The 16,291-nt window shown below is 67.5% G+C and carries 17 protein-coding genes; 9 read left to right on the forward strand and 8 right to left on the reverse strand.

Features of this window, described 5'->3' with window-relative positions:
- The first annotated feature begins 98 nt into the window (after window positions 1–98).
- Window positions 99–545 (forward strand): universal stress protein, encoded by a 447-nt coding sequence (locus IL252_RS14955; protein ID WP_153552602.1) that lies wholly within the window; start codon window positions 99–101, stop codon window positions 543–545.
- Window positions 546–576: 31 nt separating this feature from the next.
- On the opposite strand, the gene IL252_RS14960 is transcribed toward IL252_RS14955, so the two are convergent.
- On the reverse strand, window positions 577–1,005 hold the full coding sequence (locus tag IL252_RS14960) for a universal stress protein (RefSeq protein WP_208628668.1): 429 nt from the start codon (window positions 1,003–1,005) through the stop codon (window positions 577–579).
- A gap of 92 nt (window positions 1,006–1,097) precedes the next feature.
- Entirely contained in the window at window positions 1,098–2,912 is a 1,815-nt protein-coding gene (locus tag IL252_RS14965) for an ATP-binding protein (protein WP_208628669.1), read from the reverse strand.
- Between the two features lie 96 nt (window positions 2,913–3,008).
- Between IL252_RS14965 and IL252_RS14970 the strand changes: the two genes are divergently transcribed.
- The 3 genes from IL252_RS14970 (at window position 3,009) to IL252_RS14980 (ending at window position 7,114) form a co-directional block, all read left to right on the forward strand.
- A complete protein-coding gene (locus tag IL252_RS14970) occupies window positions 3,009–3,356 on the forward strand; it encodes a hypothetical protein (RefSeq protein ID WP_153552599.1) in 348 nt (115 codons plus the stop codon).
- A gap of 78 nt (window positions 3,357–3,434) precedes the next feature.
- Window positions 3,435–5,516 carry a S9 family peptidase gene (locus IL252_RS14975; protein WP_208628670.1) on the forward strand — a complete coding sequence of 694 codons (2,082 nt, stop codon included), beginning with the start codon at window positions 3,435–3,437 and terminating at the stop codon, window positions 5,514–5,516.
- Between the two features lie 284 nt (window positions 5,517–5,800).
- Window positions 5,801–7,114, forward strand: a complete 1,314-nt coding sequence (locus IL252_RS14980; protein WP_208628671.1) for a methyl-accepting chemotaxis protein — start codon at window positions 5,801–5,803, stop codon at window positions 7,112–7,114.
- 61 nt (window positions 7,115–7,175) lie between these two features.
- Here the strand turns inward: IL252_RS14980 and IL252_RS14985 are convergent, their stop codons facing one another.
- The gene (locus IL252_RS14985) at window positions 7,176–8,429 is read right to left on the reverse strand and encodes a DNA double-strand break repair nuclease NurA (protein ID WP_208628672.1); all 1,254 of its coding nucleotides are present in this window, start codon (window positions 8,427–8,429) and stop codon (window positions 7,176–7,178) included.
- Window positions 8,430–8,504: 75 nt separating this feature from the next.
- Window positions 8,505–8,894: a hypothetical protein gene (locus tag IL252_RS14990; RefSeq protein WP_208628673.1), complete on the reverse strand. Its 390-nt coding sequence runs from the start codon at window positions 8,892–8,894 to the stop codon at window positions 8,505–8,507.
- A gap of 149 nt (window positions 8,895–9,043) precedes the next feature.
- Between IL252_RS14990 and gatD the strand changes: the two genes are divergently transcribed.
- Window positions 9,044–10,315: a Glu-tRNA(Gln) amidotransferase subunit GatD gene (gene gatD, locus IL252_RS14995; RefSeq protein ID WP_208628674.1), complete on the forward strand. Its 1,272-nt coding sequence runs from the start codon at window positions 9,044–9,046 to the stop codon at window positions 10,313–10,315.
- 30 nt (window positions 10,316–10,345) lie between these two features.
- Entirely contained in the window at window positions 10,346–11,236 is an 891-nt protein-coding gene (locus IL252_RS15000; protein ID WP_208628675.1) for a GNAT family N-acetyltransferase, read from the forward strand.
- Between the two features lie 4 nt (window positions 11,237–11,240).
- Here the strand turns inward: IL252_RS15000 and IL252_RS15005 are convergent, their stop codons facing one another.
- Window positions 11,241–11,513 (reverse strand): ubiquitin-like small modifier protein 1, encoded by a 273-nt coding sequence (locus IL252_RS15005; protein WP_170093713.1) that lies wholly within the window; start codon window positions 11,511–11,513, stop codon window positions 11,241–11,243.
- Window positions 11,514–11,668: 155 nt separating this feature from the next.
- On the opposite strand from IL252_RS15005, the gene pdxS reads away from it, so the two are divergent.
- The 3 genes from pdxS (at window position 11,669) to IL252_RS15020 (ending at window position 14,492) form a co-directional block, all read left to right on the forward strand.
- On the forward strand, window positions 11,669–12,574 hold the full coding sequence (pdxS, locus tag IL252_RS15010; protein ID WP_153552592.1) for a pyridoxal 5'-phosphate synthase lyase subunit PdxS: 906 nt from the start codon (window positions 11,669–11,671) through the stop codon (window positions 12,572–12,574).
- 96 nt (window positions 12,575–12,670) lie between these two features.
- Window positions 12,671–13,102, forward strand: a complete 432-nt coding sequence (locus IL252_RS15015) for a thiol-disulfide oxidoreductase DCC family protein (protein ID WP_369334732.1) — start codon at window positions 12,671–12,673, stop codon at window positions 13,100–13,102.
- A 106-nt stretch (window positions 13,103–13,208) separates the two neighbouring features.
- Complete coding sequence (locus IL252_RS15020; protein WP_208628677.1) at window positions 13,209–14,492, forward strand: mechanosensitive ion channel family protein; 1,284 nt, start codon at window positions 13,209–13,211, stop codon at window positions 14,490–14,492.
- A gap of 79 nt (window positions 14,493–14,571) precedes the next feature.
- Here the strand turns inward: IL252_RS15020 and IL252_RS15025 are convergent, their stop codons facing one another.
- Genes IL252_RS15025 through IL252_RS15035 form a run of 3 tightly spaced genes read right to left on the reverse strand, consistent with a single transcriptional unit; the run spans window position 14,572 to window position 16,180 of the window.
- Window positions 14,572–14,880, reverse strand: coding sequence for a hypothetical protein (locus tag IL252_RS15025; protein ID WP_208628678.1), 309 nt, complete (start codon window positions 14,878–14,880; stop codon window positions 14,572–14,574).
- A gap of 51 nt (window positions 14,881–14,931) precedes the next feature.
- Window positions 14,932–15,255 (reverse strand): hypothetical protein, encoded by a 324-nt coding sequence (locus IL252_RS15030; protein WP_208628679.1) that lies wholly within the window; start codon window positions 15,253–15,255, stop codon window positions 14,932–14,934.
- Window positions 15,256–15,304: 49 nt separating this feature from the next.
- Window positions 15,305–16,180, reverse strand: a complete 876-nt coding sequence (locus IL252_RS15035) for a homoserine kinase (protein ID WP_170093708.1) — start codon at window positions 16,178–16,180, stop codon at window positions 15,305–15,307.
- Window positions 16,181–16,291: the final 111 nt, after the last annotated feature.

Here is a 16,291-nt window from a genome sequence, read left to right on the forward strand (position 1 = left end):
CTCTCGCTGGCACGGCGAGAGGAGTCGACGACTGCACCGCCGTCGTTCCCGCTACTACCTCGCCAAGAGTTAAGCGACCGCCGCGAGACCCGACGAACATGACGCTGCTCGTCCCCTTCGACGGATCGGATCTCGCACGGGCCGCCCTCGAACGTGCCGTGGAGTTCTCTGAGTACACCGGCCAAGACGTGCTCGCGCTCTCGGTGCTCCCCGACGACGCCGACTACGCGGTCGAGCGGGGCTGGATCGACGAGGGCGAATCGTACGATCCGGCGGCCGTCGCCGACCGCTTCGAGCGACAGGTGACGGAGATCGCGCCCGCGGCCACGTTCCGCGCCGAGCGGCCCGCGGACGTGAGTTCGATGGCGGACGTGACCACCGACGTGGTCCGGACGATCCGGGAAGTGTCGCACGAGATCGAGGCCTCGATCGTGTTCATCGGCAGCGAGAACGCCGGGCGGGTGTCGACGCCGGTCTGTAGCGTCGGTGCGCCAATCTCGGAAGATCCGGAGTACGACGTACACATCGTGCGCCACGCGGCGTGAACGGTGGCTCACAGCACGCCGCGAGAACGTCCTACCGCGCGACGGTCACGGGCACGTCCGCCCGTCGGACGACCGTCTCGGCGACGCTGCCCAGGACGATCCGTGAGACGCCCGAGCGGCCGTGACTCCCCATGACGATCTGGTCGATGTCGTTGTCGTCGGCGTAGTCGACGATCGCCGTGGTCGGCCGCCCGACCTCGACGGCGCGTTCGACCTCGCGGTCGCCGATGGCGGCGTCGGCGATCAGATCGTCGAACAGGTCCTGTGCGGCGCTCTGTTGCTGTTCGTACCACTCCTCTGAGAAGGACGGCATCGAAGCCTGTGCGCTGTAGCCGGCTTCGGCCGGATTGATGACGTTCAACAGGACGATCGTCGCGTCTGGAAACTCTTCGACCGCGAACTCGAAGGCGGTGTCTGCCTGCTCGGACCCGTCGACTGGGACCAGAATTCGCTTGCCCATGTCCGGGACTGTCGTGGCACGGGATTATACTCTTCGACTGCTTGCGCCGTCGGCCACTCCGTGTGCCGACACCCCCGCCGTCGCCCGTGGGCTTACTCGCGCCCGTGTTTCGTCACGCAGGTCGCGAGCCCCTGAATCTCGACCGGCTCGGAGTTGTCCGGCGAGTAGACGACCATCTGGCCTTTCTCCATGTATGGGACCTTCGACTCCAGGTTCGCGGGGATGTTCACCGCCGAGATGGCGTCCTCGTCGCCCAGGTTCAGGACGACGGTGCTGTTGATCTGCTTGAAGACGGGATCGGCGATGTCCTGGGGGTCCTGCGTGATGAGGAACAGCCCCAGGCGCTCCTTGCGGCCCTGTTTTGCGGCCTCGGTGAACTTCCCGATGACCTTCCGGGCCTGGACGTTGTCGGCGTCGGTCAGGAAGTTGTGGGCCTCGTCCATCCCGAGGATGAGCGGCGTCTCCTTGATGCGGTCGTAGCGCGGGCTGTTCGACAGCTTCTCGTCGACGAGCATCGAGGCCAGCGCCAGCACGACCGTCGTCTTCGAGCGGGAGTCGTTGATGTGGTAGGTCGGGACCACGCTGATCCCGCCGGCACGAACGAACTCCGAGACCATGTCGGTGATCGGCCGGGCGTCCTGATCGAAGACGCCGCCGAAGCCGTAGGCCCGGCGCTTGACCGCGTCGAAGGTCGCTTCGTGGACCCGCCCCGACTCGTCGAGTTCCTCCTTGAGCGCGGGGTCGTCGAGGAACGTCGTGAACTGGTCGTAGGTGCCGCCGTCGCCGTACTCCTGCTGGAAGCGATCCAGCAGGTAGTGCAGCGCGCTGTACTGGTTGTCGTTGAGCTGGCTGCCGGCGATCAGCCACGGGTTCGAGTAGACCATCGAGAACGGGATGGTGAACTCGACCTGCTCGGCGCGGTGGTGGCTGGCCGCGTAGCTGGCTCCTTCGACCGACGGCACGAACGCCGTCGTGTCCTCGTGGCCGCCGCAGGCGATCCCCTCGCGCTCGCAGCGCCGCTGGAACGCCTCCGGGAGGTCGCCGTCGTCGTGCATCTGGGCGTACTCGTCCTGTGGGTCGAACATGACCAGACACGGCGAGACCGTCCGGTCGTCGCCCTCGATGGGGTACGAGCGGTCTTGTGCGAGGTACTGCCGGAGGATGTTCTTCGAGCCGTGGGTCTTGCCCGACCCCGTCCCACCGGCAACGAGCGTGTGCCGGAAGACCAGCGGATCGCCGGCTTCGTAGTCGTCTTTCAGCCGGTAGTCGATCGTCGGCGGCTCGGCGGCCGTCTGGACCTTCTCGCCGCCGACCGAGAGATGCCCGAGGAAGACGCCGTCTTCGGGGATCTTCAGCCCGGTCTTGATCTCGCTCTTGTCGGTGGCCTGGCGGACCACCGTCTCGGGCTTCGGGACGCGGTCGGTCATCCGCCGTTTCGTCTCGTCGTCGCTCCCCGACCCGCTGTCGCCGTACAGGACTGCCACCGGCTCCAGCGTCGCCATGAACTTGAAGTCCTGTTCGTCGATGCCGCCCGAGCGCATGGCCCGCCGTGCGTGGATCTCCGTCGCGTCGTCGGCCCGGAACTCCTGTGCGTACTCCAGGGCGGAGATCCGACAGAACAGCCGCTCGCCGTCCGGATAGGGGACGATCAGGTACTTGCCGATCCGCACGTCCGAGCGGTTGCCGACGGTGACGTACGCCCGCAGGCAGGTCTCGCGCTCGTCTTCGCAGATCGCCAGCCCCTCCGAGGCCGAGAGGACGCCGATCCCGCGGTCGCGGCCGCTGGGCTCGATGTCCATCTCCTCGAAGGCCTCGTCGTCGGCGTCGTCGGCCGTGGCTCCCTCCGTCGCCGTCGACGACTCGCTGTCGTCGGCGTCGAACTCCGTGAAATCCCCGAGATCAGACATACGGGACCAATGTCGCTCCCCCGACTAACCCCTTTCCCCCGACGGGCCGGCGCAGGGAGCGAAATATCGAAGAGAGTGGAGACACAAGTTTCGGCGATGCTTCTGGTACACGGTGCGGCGGGTGGAACGGCGCTGACGGGCACGATCTACGAGGACGGCGAGGACGCCCCGGCGTTCGCCGGCAGCCCGGACGACGACGCGCCGTACGTCTGGATCTGCGACGAGTTCTACGAAGTGGACAGCGGCGGCAGCACCCAGACGATCGGTGGCGAAGAGATCCAGATCGCGTTCGAGTCCCCGATGCCCCGCGGGTTTCAGGACCGCGAGCAGGCCCTCGAAGCGGCGAAAGATCACGTCCGAACCCAGTTCGTCAGGCTCGGTATCGACGCCGACGAGGTCGAGATCACGGTGACCCGGGAGTCCGACCCAGAGCACGCGGAGTGAGAGAAACGCTCCGGCTGTGTCACGGCGATTCTCGACGGGATCCATCACTGTCTTTGGCTGTCAGTCACAGGCGATGGTATGGAGCCGATCAGCGCCGCCGACTTCCACGAGCTCGCGCAGGTTTCGACGCCACGTCTCTCGCCCGAGGGCGACCGCGTCGCCTACGTCCAGCGGACGCCCAGCGACGATACCGAGTACGAGGCCACGGTCCACGTCGCCGACACCACTGGCGGCGAGCCGCAGCGATTCACGCTCTCGGAGGGGATCGACTCGGAGCCCCGGTGGAGCCCGAGCGGGGACCGCCTCGCGTTCGTCTCGACCCGCGGGGCCGCGGACGACCGCCAGCAGCTCTGGGTGGTGCCGACCGACGGTGGCGAGGCGGCGCAGGTCACCAGCGTCGTCGGCGGCGTCGGCCAGATCGCCTGGGCACCGGACGGCGAGCGCATCGCGTTCGTCCAGCAGGTGACCGACGCCGACCGCGAGGCCGACCGCGACCTCGAAGTCGAACCCGAATTCGAGCCGGAGACGCCCGACCCGCGCGTGGTCGACCGGACGGTGTACCGGACCGCAGAGCAGTACCGCGACGGCAGACAGAGTCAAGTGTACCTCGTCACGGCAGACGGTACGGAGATCCAGCGCGTGACGACGGCCGACCGCGACCACGCGAGTCCGACCTGGGGCGACGATGACACGCTGTACGTCGCTCGCGACGCCGACGTGGCCGACCCCGACGACTCCCTGGCGACGGAGATCAGAGCGTACGACCTCGACAGCGGCGACAGCGTCTTGCGCCACGAGACGACGACCTTCCAGCCGGCGCTCGCGGCCAGCGGGCGACATGTCGCGTTCTCCTACACCGATCCGGAGCAGGGGACGATGGCACAGACAGAGTTGCACCTGCTCGACGAGACCGACACCGTCCACGACCTCACCGCAGCCCTCGACCGGACGCTCGCCGCGGATCTGAGACCGACGTGGGACCCGGACGGCGGGGCGCTGTACTTCGGGACGCCAGACGAAGGCGCGACGGCGCTCTGGCGAGTCCACGCCGCCGACCTCGCTGCGACGGACAGCCCCGAAGCGGAGCCGCGACCGCTCGCAGTCGAGCCGGAGCGGGTGCGTCGCGACGAGTGGTCGGCGATCGACGGCTTCGACGTCGGGGACGACCGCGTCGCGTACGTACAGAGTAGCTGGGACCATCCCGGCGACCTGTTCGTCGCCGACGCCGACGGCGAGACAGCGACGCGACTCACCGAGTGCAACGCCGACTACCTCGATACACACGCGGTCCAGGAGCCCGAGGAGATCCGGTTTTCAGCCGACGAGGGGAGCGAGAGCGACGCCGCGACGTGCCAGGGGTGGGTGCTGACGCCGCCGGAGTTCGACTCCGAGGCGTCGTACCCGCTGGCCGTCGAGGTCCACGGCGGCCCACACGCGATGTGGACGACCAGCGGGACGATGTGGCACGAGTTCCAGACCCTCGCGGCCAACGGCTACGTCGTCTTCTGGTCGAACCCGCGTGGCTCGGCGGGGTACGGCGAGGCACACATGCAGGCGATCGAGCGCGACTGGGGCGCTGTCACGGCCAGCGACCTGCTTGCCGGCGTCGCGACGGTCGCGGAGCGGCCCTCTGTCGACGAAGACCAGCTGTTCGTCACGGGCGGGAGCTTCGGCGGGTACATGACCGCCTGGCTGGTGAGCCAGACGGACCAGTTCGAGGCCGCGGTCTCACAGCGCGGGGTCTACGACCTGCTGGGCTTCTACGGATCGACGGACTGGGCCTACAAGCTGGTCGAGGACGACTTCGATACCACCCCCTGGGAGGAGCCCGCCTTCCTGCAAGCCCAGTCGCCGACGGGCCACGCACACGAGGTAGAGACGCCGACGCTGGTCCTCCACAGCGAAGACGATTATCGGACGCCGATCTGTTCGGCAGAGTTCTTCCACCGCATCCTGCGGAAACACGGCGTCGACACGCGCCTAGTCCGGTATCCCGACGAGGGCCACGAACTCTCCCGGAGCGGTCAGCCCGGCCACGTCGTCGATCGGATCGAGCGGATCGTCCGCTGGTTCGACGGCTACGCGGCGGACCGGTCGGTCCCGCCGGCACTCGAACGAGAGCCCGACGCCGGCCTGACCGGGAGCGTCGACGAGGAGTGAGTCCCCGGAGAGCGACCCCCCGTGATCGATGGGCAGTCGTTGGCATACCACGAGCACAGTTGTGAATCCACTCGTCCACTCTGGGTGAAACGCCGTTTCGCAACTGCCACGGACCGCACGCTCGAACCGAAGTCCCGGCGACTCGCAGCTTTCCCTCTGTCGATTTCCGACGATCCGTCCGGCAGATTGGCGGCCGATGGCGTTTGTGACGGCAATTGAGTTTATTATCGTTTCCAGTAATGGGACCCCAACAGTTACCCCAAATATTGCCTGATACAGTAGCAATGGCACAACACGCGACGATCGACGACCTGTCTCCGGAGTCTGCCGGAAGTGGCGACGACTTCTGGTTGTCCGCGTTCGAGTCACTGGTGACGGACCTTCCGGAGGGAGCCTTCGTCGTCGACACTGACGGGGTCATCACCCACTGGAACGACCAGCTCGAAGCGATGCTCGGCCTCTCCACGAGCGAAGCCGTCGGGATGGAGGCGTACGACGTGTTCGGGACTGAGGGAGAGTCAGAGACCCTAGCCGAAGAGGTCGTGCGAACCGGGACGCCGGTACGCGAGTCCGATTTCCGATCGGCCGAACGACCCGACGGTTCGATGGCACACGCTCGGGCGGTGGCGATTCCGCTGACCGGTCCCGACGGCGACACGATCGGAGCCCTAGAGTTGTTGCTCGACTTCAGTGAGATCGTCGAGCAGCGCGCTGCTCTGGAGGAACTCCAGTCAGAGATGGCAAACGACGTCGAGTCCGCGGTGACCGACCTGGAGAGATCGGCCGACGCCGTCTCCGAGCAGTCGAGCGACATCCGGAGGACGGCCGACGAACAGGCGACCGACCTCGAAGAGGTCCAGTCAGAGGTGTCGGGGTTCAGCGCGACCGTCGAAGAGATCGCTTCCAGTGCCGAGGAGGTGAGCAATCAGAGCGGTGAAGCCAGAGCACTCGCCGACGACTCCGTCGAAACGGTCTCTGACACCATCGAGCGCGCAGAGACCGCCACAGCGTCCGCCGAGCAGGTCGCCGACGACACGACACAGCTGCAGGAACACATCGAGAAGATCGACGAGTTCGTCGAGGTGATCAACGACATCGCCGACCAGACGAACATGCTGGCGCTCAACGCGAACATCGAGGCCGCTCGAAGTAGCGGTGGGAGCGACGGGTTCGCCGTCGTCGCCGACGAGATCAAAGAACTGGCCGACGAGTCGAAACAACACGCAGACGAGGTCGAGCGTATCGTCACGGAAGTCGGTGAGATGGCCCAGGACACTGCCAGCAACGTCGACGAGACGACGGCGGCGATCCAGCAGGTCCTCTCTGATCTCGAAACCGTCCTGGAGAACCAGCGATCGATCCTCTCGGCGACGACCGAGACCGACCAAGGGATCGCAGAGATCGCAGACGCGACCGACGAACAGGCGGTCAGTGCCGAAGAGATCGCCAGTATGATCGACGAAATCGCGCGGCGGGCCGCCGACGTGTCCGAGGCGATCGACGAAGTGGCGGACGCGAACGAGGCACAACACCAGAACGCACAGCAACTGGAGGAAAACGTCGAGCACGTCGAGCGACGGCTGTCAGAGATCATGTAGTTCGGGCCACCAGAGCGAGGACCGGCGAGAGCGGTCCGTGTCGGCTCGTGGTCGCTCTTCTTTAGCCAAACTCCTCGAAGTCGGCACCCCACCGCACGTCGTTGTACTCGCGCTGGCGGTCGCTGTCGAGTTGGCTCTCGATTTTCTCGCGGAGGGCCGCCTTCTCGTCGCGCCCGATCCGGGCGAGTTCGTCGGCCTTGGCGACCGACAGCGGCGGTCCCCGTTCGGCGGCCACGTCGGCGAGTACCTGCCGGGTGATCGCGTCCCGCGTCTCCGCGTCGCGGGTGACGCCGTAGGGTGCTTCGACGCGGTACAGCACGTCCTCGCGGGGATCGTAGACGACGAAGAACGTCACCTCGTAGGCGGCCGGATCGCGTTCGCGATCGATCCCCAGCGCGTCGCCGTCGGTCGAGAGCGGGCGATCGGTCCCGAGCCGCGACCGGAACCAGTTCGTACAGGTCAGTGCGTCGGTCAGGAGTTCGCCGTCGTCGTCGCGGCGGGCGAGCAGCTTCTCGAAGAAGGCGGCGTCGTTGGCCCACGGAGCCTGACCCCGTGACGTGCGGACGGCGCGGCTCAGTGCCTTCGAGCCGGTCGACTTGACGAAGCCGATCAGGGGCACGTCTCGATCGAGGAACGTCTCGACGAGGGTGACGTAGTTCTCGACGACGGCGAGTACGTCCTCCTTGACGAGCAACTCGGCGAGTTCGGGATCGTGGTCGGCCCACTGGAGGAGCCCGGTCGGGTAGATCGGGCCGTCGAGGACGAGCAGGTCGTCGACCACGTCTGCCTGTTCGAGCGCGTGCTCGCTCTCGGCGAGATACAGCGCCAGCGCGTGGACCACGTCCTGCTCGTAGCGGTCGACCCGTGGCGTCTGGAGAACCCGCTGGCGGGCGTACCCCTGGTCGTCCATCCGCCAGTCCTCGGTCAGGCTGGCCGTGGCGTCGTTCGAGTGGGCGGTCATGACGATCGTCCGGCCGCGGTGCAACTCCAGGTCGGAGGGGACGGCGCTCATCGCGGCCTGGGCCACGTCCAGTACGACGCCGTTCTTGAACGTCGTGGGGTTGATCGTCCCCGAGTCCAGCCCGTGCTGGGTGGGAAACGGCGTCGCCTGGAGCGCGGCGTCCTGCGTGTCGACCTTGCGGCGACGCTGCTCGTCGACCGGCTCCAGCACCGCCCGGCCGTCGACCACGAGCGGGTCCAGAAACTCCTGCCAGACGGTCTCGGCGAACGCCCGGTGGTCCTGCTCGTCGACCCCCTGCTCGATCTGCCCGGCGAGGCGCGCGATCCCGTCGACGTGCACCGGGTCGAGTGTCATACCCGAGCCTTTCGCCGACGAGTCATAAGAATTGTCACGGCCGGCGAGGGACACCCCAGCGACCCCGAAGTGGCGTTACTCCTCGCCTTGCTCGTCGAGCATCCGACCGATGGCCTCGGCGATCTCCTCGTAGGAGCTCATCGACAGCCCGTCGGTCGTGATCAACACGCCCGAGCGCTCCGCGGTGACTCGCAGGAGATAGCCGTTCTCGAAGGCCCGCACGGTGAACAGGTACTCGCCCAGCTCGGACTCCTGGTAGGCGTTTTCGGTCTGCTTGTACCCCTGCCACTCGTGGCCGACGAAGTCGTTGAGGTCGGCGTCCTGTTCGAGGTCCTCGCGCAGATAGAGCTGTTCGAAGTTGGCCCGCGTGAAGTAGGTCACCGATCGGAGGCTGTCGCCGGTCGCCGTCCGGGCGGTCGTGACGATGTTGTCGGCGAACGCTTTGTCGATGATCGACTGACTCATACGCCGACGGTCGCCTGCGAGACGTATAACTTCGGGGTTCGCGGCGACCGTTGGCCCCTACCGACGACGGTGCGACCCGCTCCCTGCTGGCGGTCCCGTTCGACGGTGAAACGGGAGGGTTTACGTCCCGGCGGCGGGAACGACCGGCCATGAACGCAGGCGACCGGATCCACGTCGAACGCGGAGCGCAGGCCTACGAGGGCGTCCTCCTGCCGTCGAGCACGCCCGACCAGCTCGTCGTCAAGCTCGACGGCGGGTACAACGTCGGCATCGACCGCGAGGACGCGACCGTCGAGGTCGTCGAGACCGACGTGTACGATATCGAGAGCGCACAGGACGAGAAAGGCACCTCGACCGTCGAGTTCGACGAGTCGTTGCCGACGGTGTCGCTGATCTCGACCGGCGGCACGATCGCCTCCACCGTCGACTACCGCACCGGCGCGGTGACCGCACAGTTCGACGCCGAAGACGTGTTGCGAGCGGTGCCCGACCTCGCGGGGATGGCCAACTACCGCGGGCGCGTCGTCGCCAACATCCTCTCGGAGAACATGACGCCGGCCGTCTGGCAGGACCTCGCACGGGCGATCTACGAGGAGATCGAGGCCGGTGCCGACGGCGTCGTCGTCATGCACGGCACCGACACGATGCAGTTCACCGCGAGCGCGATGGCCTTCATGCTCGATACGCCGGTGCCGATCGTCTTTACCGGCAGCCAGCGGTCGGCCGACCGCCCCTCCTCGGACAACGTGATGAACGCGGTGTCTGCGGTCGCCGCGGCAAAGAGCGACGCCGCGGAGGTCATGGTCTGTATGCACGAAAGCGAGTCCGACGACCGCTGTGCGCTCCACCGCGGGACCCGGGTCCGGAAGAACCACACCTCTCGTCGGGACGCCTTCGAGACCGTCGGTGCCGAGCCCCTCGGCACCGTCGACTACGAGGCCGTCAGCGAGAGCGATCCGGACTCGACCGACGGCGTCACGTTCCGCCGCGAGCACGCCCAGCGCGGCCAGACCGAGCTGGCACTCCACGACGAACTGGAGACGGACGTGGAGCTGGTGAAGTTCACGCCGGGCACCGACGCGAGTCGGCTGGCGGCACTCGACGACGCCGCGGGCATCGTCGTCGAGGGCACCGGGCTGGGTCACGTCGACACCGACTGGATCGAGGTCGTCGACGACCTGACTGACGACGGCACCACGGTGGTCATGACCAGTCAGTGTCTCGACGGGCGAGTGTGTGATCGGGTCTACGACACCGGCCGTGATCTGCTGGCGGCCGGCGTCGTCGAAGGCGAGGACATGCTCCCCGGGACGGCGAAGGTGAAGCTGATGTGGGCGCTGGCGAACACGTCCGACGTAGCCGACACGATGGGCGAGCCCCTGGCCGGCGAGATCCAGTCCCAGTCCCGTCCCTGGACGTAGTTTCAAGGCGCTCGGCTCGTAGGGACACGCATGAACGGGACCGTTCGACAGGCCCTCGAAGACGATTACGAGGCCGTCGCCGCCTTCACAGCCGACACGTGGGACGACCGCGAGCAGCGCGACTACATTCCGGACGTGTTCCGCGACTGGGTCGCGGGAGACGGGCCGGACCAGCGCACGGTCGTCGTCGACGTCGACGGGGACGCAGTCGGGCTCTGTCAGGCACTCATGCTCACCGATCACGAAGCGTGGGTCCAGGGGATGCGCGTCGATCCCGGCTACCGGCGGGCCGGCCTCGGACTCCGGATGATCGACGCGCTCTTCGAGTGGGCTCGGGACCGAGGCGCGACCGTCGCCCGGAACATGGTGTTCTCGTGGAACGACGCCGGACTGGGTCAGTCGATCGCCGCGGGGTTCGAGCCGGTGACGAGCTTCCGGTGGGCCGAGCCGACGCCACGGGAAGGGACCCCCGGTGAGACCGTCGACGCCGATCCCGCGGCGGCCTGGGACTACTGGACCGACAGCGACGCGCGGACGGCACTGCGGGGGCTGACCCTCGACGCAGGACACTCCTGGGCACTCTCGGAGCTGACCCGCGGGGGGCTCCGCGAGTTGGCCGACGACCAGCGCGTGTTCACGGTCAGGCGCGACGGCACCTGCGGGATGGCCTGTCGGGTCAGGACGGCAGCCGGCGCGGACGAGCAGGTCGCCGAATACGGCGTCGCCGCGTGGGACGACGCGGACGCCGCCGACGCGCTGGTCACCGCGATCCGGGACGACGCCGCGGCGATCGGTGCCGACGCCGTCCGAATCTTGCTCCCGGAGACGCCACGCCACGTCGGCCAGGCGGCGTTCGTCCGGGCCGACACCGACGACTCGCCGAGCTTCGTCACGGCCGCGGATCTGACGGGCAGAGAGTGACGCGCTATCCGCCGCTGACCGGCGGGAACAGCGCCAGCTCGTCGCCCGACGAGACGGGCGTGTCGAGCCCGTCGCCGGCCGCGAACGGATCGTCGCCGTCGTGGAGCAGCCGGATGTGGTCGACCAGCGAGCCGTCGTCGTCCAGCACTTCCGATTCGAGTGCGGGGTGGGCCGACAGCAGTGCGTCGAGGGCCTCGCCGACCGTCTCGGCGTCGTCGACCGACACCCGATCCTCGCCGGCCGTCTCGGCCAGCGTCGCGAAGAGCCGCCAGTGCATACCTGATCTGCCGACCGCGTGGGCCAAAGCCTTTGTGAACCGGACCGACGGCGGTCGATTCACAGCCGGCGCGAGCACGAGCAGGCACGCGCTGTGTAACTGTGTCCCACACAGAAGGACACGCGTTAAGTGAGTCCAATCCTAAGCAGAGCGTAATGTCCGATACCGATCTCGAAGACCTCAAGCGGGGGACGGAACTGGTCAAGCGCGGCTTCGCGAAGATGCAGAAAGGCGGCGTCATCATGGACGTCGTCAACCGCGAGCAGGCCCGCATCGCGGAGGACGTGGGTGCCGTCGCCGTGATGAACCTCGAAGCCGTGCCGGCGGACATCCGCAAGCGCGGTGGCGTCTCTCGGATGGCCGACCCCGCCTCGCTGCAGGCGATCATCGACGAGGTGTCGATCCCGGTGATGGGCAAGTCCCGGATCGGACACACCAAGGAGGCCCAGATCCTCGAGGCCGCCGGTGCGGACATGGTCGACGAGAGCGAGGTGCTCACGCCGGCCGACGACCGCTATCACATCGACAAACGCGATTTCACCGCCCCGTTCGTCTGTGGCGCGCGCAACCTCGGCGAGGCGCTGCGCCGGATCGACGAGGGCGCGGCGATGATTCGAACCAAAGGCGAGGCCGGCACCGGCGACGTGAACCAGGCCGTCCACCACCAGCGCAACATCAAGGGCGCGATCCGAGAACTCGACGGAATGAGCTACGAGGAACGCGAGAAGTGGGCCCGCGAGCACGAGGCCCCGGCCGATCTCGTCCACGAGACCGCCGAGATGGGTCGCCTCCCGGTCGTCAACTTCGCCGCCGGTGGCATCGCGACCCCCGCCGACGCCGCGCTGATGATGCACCACGGCTGTGACGGCATCTTCGTCGGTTCGGGCATCTTCGGCGCAGAGGACCCCGAAGCGATGGGCACCGCCATCGTCGAAGCGGTCAACAACTGGGACGACCCCGAGCGCCTCGCCGAGATCGCGTCGGACATCGGCGGCGGCATGAAGGGCGACGCCAACGCCGACCTGCCGGAAGAAGAGAAGATGCAGGGCCGTGGCGTCTGAGCGTTCGAACACAGCGAGCAATCTCGACCCGTGAGCGCCGACACGCCCGCAGACGACGGCTCCGACGACCTCGACGGCGGGAGCGACGAGCGCGCCGTGGCGGCTCGACTCGACGACATCGACGGGCCAGTACTCCTGTTCGACGGCGTCTGCAACCTCTGTAACGCCGCAGTCCGGTTCGTCGTGCGGTTCGACGCGGCCGGGACGTTCCGGTTCGCACCGCTCCAGTCCGAGGTCGGCCAGGCTTTGCTCGAACGCCACGACCTGTCGACAGAGACGTTCGACTCCGTCGTCCTGATCGAGGACGGCGCGGTCGCAACGAAGTCGACAGCCGCACTGCGCGTGGCCCGACGGCTCGACGGCCCGTGGCCGCTGTTGTACCCGGCGATCGCACTCCCCACCCGCGTTCGCGACGGGGTCTACGATCTGGTGGCGGAGTATCGCTATCGCGTGTTCGGGAAGAAAGACCAGTGTCCGGTCCCCGAGCCGGAGATTCGCGACCGATTTCTCCAGCGGCGACTCGACTGATACTGCCGGCTATCGCTGTTTCAAGAGATTCGCCACCCGGGGTGGCGAAATCGGTCACAGATGTACAGCCGGTAGTATGAAGCCGCTGTAGGTCCCTCGGGGAACTATGCAGACGACGACGCCGGTCGGCGACGAGACGCCGGTCCCGACCAACGGCTCCGCGTCGAACTGGCCGGTGTTTCAGGACACCGTGGCGTCCGTCTTCGGGGAGGGACAGCGGTTCCTCGAAGAACTCGCGACGACCCAGGGGCGGGCGGCCGTCACCGCCGTGCTCGTGATCGCCGCGCTGCTCGCCGTCTTCGTCGTCGTCCCCCTCCTCGTTCGCCAGATCCGCCGCGTCCTCGCGTCCCGACTGTTCGACAGCCGCGTCGCCGACGGCGTCGAGCTGGTCGGGATGTACATCCCGACGACGATCTCGGGAATCGCGTTGCGAATTCTCCAGGTGTCGGTCCTGATCGTCGGCACGCTCTCGCTGCTGGTCGTCTGGGGACTCGTCGACGTGGCCGTCGCCACCGGCGGGCTGATCCTCGCTGCGATCCCGAACCTCGTCAAAGCGACGATGACTGCCGTGTTGCTGGTGCTTGCCTACGTCGGCTCCGACCAGCTCAGAACTGTGATCGATCGGTTCAGCCAGGGTGCAGACCGGGTCACCCAGCACCAGGAAGAGGTGATGCTGCGGGTGGGCCAGGTGGTCCTGCTCGTCACCGTCGGTTCGTCGACCATGACGCTGTGGGGCATCGATCTCAGCGGTCTGCTGGTGGGGGCCGGATTCCTCGGGATCGTCGTCGGTCTGGCCGCCCGCCAGACGCTGGGTTCGCTGATCGCCGGTTTCGTCCTCATGTTCTCTCGCCCCTTCACCGTCGGCGACTGGATCGAAGTCGACGGCCAGGAGGGGATCGTCACCGACATCACGATCCTCAACACGCGACTCCAGAACTTCGACGGCGAGACGGTCGTCCTGCCCAACGACAAGGTCAACGATCGGTCCCTGACCAACCGGAGTTCAAACGGCCGGCTGCGGCTGCGGACGGAGGTGGGAATCGACTACGACGCCGACCCCGACCACGCCGAGACGGTGGCCCTCGACGCGATCGAAGCCGTCGAAATCGTCGAGGATGCGCCGGCACCGAAAGTCATCCCGAAGGCCTTCGGCGACTCCGCGATCGTGCTGGAACTGCGCTACTGGATCGAACATCCGAGCCCACCGCGGAAGTGGCGGGCCGTCTCGGGGGTCGTCAGCGGCGTCAAGGAGGCGTTCGACGACGAGGGGATCACGGTGCCGTACCCACAGCGCGAACTGTCCGCACGCGACGGGACCGCAACCCAGTTGCGCGACGGACAACTGGCCGACGGACAGCCCTCGGCGGACGCCGACGGCGAGACGGAGTGATACTGCCGGCTGTACTGTTTCAAGAGATTCGAGACACGGGACCGAGAAATTCTTCGCAGACGTACAGCCGGTAGTGTGATCAGGGCAACAGCTCCCCGCTCACGAGCCCCGCACCGGCGAGCCACGCGCCGACGAGCACGCCGAGGACGCCCACGTGGAGCAGCCACTCGACGCCGTGGGGCGCGCCGAGTGGCCCCTCGACGGCCGCGAGGGCACTGTCGACACCCGTCGCCAGCGACGGTGCCGACAGGACGACCGCGAGAGCGACGCCGACGACGAGCGGCACTCCGAGCACGCACAGCGCGGTGCCGAGCCACACGAGCCGAACCGCGATCGGTGCCGGTGACCTGGAGCCGTCCGTCCCGAACTCCGGCTGTCTACGTGCCATGTGTACACACAACACACTCTGGCCCGATAAAGGCACCCGCTATACTGAGGGCTACAGCCACTCGCGGAGCGGCGGGATCAGCCCCAGCGTCGCAGCCCCGAGGTAGAGGCCGAACAGGACGAGGAAGGCTCCGACCGCCACTGCCACCTCGGACATCGCACCGAGGAGCAACTGTCCGCCGGTAGTGACCACCACCAGCGCGACGCCGAGCAACAGCAACGTGCCGATCACGTCCAACAGTGCGTCTTTGATCGCGGCCCGGACGACCCGGTACAGCGTGTCCGGATCGAAACCCGGATCGACGCCGCCGTCGCCGCGCCGCCGCCACTCGCCCGTCGCCTCCTCGTCCGTGCCGTCGCTCGCATCGGGGACCATACTCGCACGTCGATCACGTGACACAAAAGCGAACTGGTGGAGACAGCGCCTAGAACACGGTCGCGCCAGCGCCGATTCGAGTCTGGTACACCTGGGCCTCCACGTCCTCCTCGGCGAAGCGCTCGATCATCGCCGAGCCGATCGCTCGCTGATCGCCCTCGTGACAGGCGGCGATGACGGTCGGGCCGGCACCGCTGATGGTGACCCCGGTCGCGCCCGCTTCCAGCGCGGCCGCTCGAACGTCCGCGTAGCCGTCGATCAGCTTCGCTCGGGCCGGCGTGACGATCGAGTCGTACATCCCGGCCCCCACGAGATCGGGGTCGTCCCGATGCATCCCGGTCGTGAGCCTGGCGGCGTTGCCGACGGTCTCGACGAGCTGGTCGACGCCGGCCCGCTCGGGGACGACGCGTCGCGCGTCGCGCGTCGAGACGACGATGTCGGGGAGGCAGGCCACCAGCGGGATGTCGGCGTCGACCTGCGTGACCCCCTCGTCGGTCGCGATCGTGAACCCGCCCATGATCGACGGGGCGACGTTGTCGTCGTGGGCGTCCCCGGAGACGACGGCTTCGCCCTTGGCGGCGATCGGCACGAGCGCCTCGCGGCTGTGGCCCCGGTCGTAGAGCTCGTTGAGGCCGACGGCCGCGGCAGCGGCGCTGGCGGCCGAAGAACCCAGTCCCGACGCGGGCCGGATGCCCTTGTCGATCTCGATGTGTGCCGGGGCGTCGAGCGCTTTGGCGACCGCGCCGACGGTGTTTTTCTCCGGATCTTCCGGGATGTACTCGCTCCCGGCCCCCGTCACTTCGATGGTCGTCCGCTCGGCCTTCGAGACGCGAACCACGTCCGCCGGGCGCTCGAGCGCGACGCCGAACACGTCGAACCCGCTCCCCAGGTTGGCACTCGTTGCCGGTGCCCGGACGGTCAACATGCATCCGAGTATCCCCACTGCAGGCAAAAAGGTAGCGGACCGTACGCAGGGTTCGGTCGGACAGCGCCGGTCGTAGCGATTTCCCGGTGAGCGTCACAGCGACCGACCGAC

The sequence above is a fragment of the Halomicrobium sp. IBSBa genome, from assembly GCF_017612575.1.
In the GTDB taxonomy this organism is placed as follows: domain Archaea; phylum Halobacteriota; class Halobacteria; order Halobacteriales; family Haloarculaceae; genus Halomicrobium.

Coding starts and splice junctions, on each gene's coding strand:
- IL252_RS14990 (WP_208628673.1), bottom strand. CDS start 8,894: ATGAGTCAGTCGATCATCGACAAAGCGTTCGCCGACAACATCGTCACG.
- IL252_RS15030 (WP_208628679.1), bottom strand. CDS start 15,255: ATGGTCCCCGATGCGAGCGACGGCACGGACGAGGAGGCGACGGGCGAG.
- gatD (WP_208628674.1), top strand. CDS start 9,044: ATGAACGCAGGCGACCGGATCCACGTCGAACGCGGAGCGCAGGCCTAC.
- pdxS (WP_153552592.1), top strand. CDS start 11,669: ATGTCCGATACCGATCTCGAAGACCTCAAGCGGGGGACGGAACTGGTC.
- IL252_RS14980 (WP_208628671.1), top strand. CDS start 5,801: ATGGCACAACACGCGACGATCGACGACCTGTCTCCGGAGTCTGCCGGA.
- IL252_RS14960 (WP_208628668.1), bottom strand. CDS start 1,005: ATGGGCAAGCGAATTCTGGTCCCAGTCGACGGGTCCGAGCAGGCAGAC.
- IL252_RS15005 (WP_170093713.1), bottom strand. CDS start 11,513: ATGCACTGGCGGCTCTTCGCGACGCTGGCCGAGACGGCCGGCGAGGAT.
- IL252_RS14985 (WP_208628672.1), bottom strand. CDS start 8,429: ATGACACTCGACCCGGTGCACGTCGACGGGATCGCGCGCCTCGCCGGG.
- IL252_RS15025 (WP_208628678.1), bottom strand. CDS start 14,880: ATGGCACGTAGACAGCCGGAGTTCGGGACGGACGGCTCCAGGTCACCG.
- IL252_RS14975 (WP_208628670.1), top strand. CDS start 3,435: ATGGAGCCGATCAGCGCCGCCGACTTCCACGAGCTCGCGCAGGTTTCG.
- IL252_RS14955 (WP_153552602.1), top strand. CDS start 99: ATGACGCTGCTCGTCCCCTTCGACGGATCGGATCTCGCACGGGCCGCC.
- IL252_RS14965 (WP_208628669.1), bottom strand. CDS start 2,912: ATGTCTGATCTCGGGGATTTCACGGAGTTCGACGCCGACGACAGCGAG.
- IL252_RS14970 (WP_153552599.1), top strand. CDS start 3,009: ATGCTTCTGGTACACGGTGCGGCGGGTGGAACGGCGCTGACGGGCACG.
- IL252_RS15020 (WP_208628677.1), top strand. CDS start 13,209: ATGCAGACGACGACGCCGGTCGGCGACGAGACGCCGGTCCCGACCAAC.
- IL252_RS15000 (WP_208628675.1), top strand. CDS start 10,346: ATGAACGGGACCGTTCGACAGGCCCTCGAAGACGATTACGAGGCCGTC.
- IL252_RS15035 (WP_170093708.1), bottom strand. CDS start 16,180: ATGTTGACCGTCCGGGCACCGGCAACGAGTGCCAACCTGGGGAGCGGG.